The organism is Paralimibaculum aggregatum, from assembly GCF_030270585.1.
GTDB lineage: Bacteria > Pseudomonadota > Alphaproteobacteria > Rhodobacterales > Rhodobacteraceae > Thermohalobaculum > Thermohalobaculum aggregatum.
This window is the reverse complement of sequence record NZ_BSYI01000184.1, coordinates 1-262: the sequence shown is the minus strand read 5'-3', so window position 1 is coordinate 262 and position 262 is coordinate 1. Positions and strand designations below refer to the sequence as shown.

Below are 262 nucleotides of genomic sequence, written 5' to 3'. Positions count from 1 at the left end.
GCCCTCCATCGCGGCCAGCGCCGAGCCGGCGATGATCGGGATGTCGTCGCCCGGGAAGTCGTAGCTGGAGAGCAGCTCGCGCACCTCCATCTCGACCAGCTCGAGCAGCTCCTCGTCGTCGACCTGGTCGACCTTGTTCATGAACACCACAAGCGCCGGAACGCCGACCTGGCGCGCCAGCAGGATGTGCTCGCGGGTCTGCGGCATCGGGCCGTCGGCGGCGTTCACCACCAGGATCGCGCCGTCCATCTGCGCCGCGCCG

General features: G+C 69.8%; 1 protein-coding gene. It reads right to left on the bottom strand.

Annotated elements, in window-relative coordinates; genetic code table 11:
- The coding region (locus QSJ97_RS24865) for a GTP-binding protein (protein ID WP_285675192.1) at positions 1–262 on the bottom strand (262 nt) is incomplete at both ends.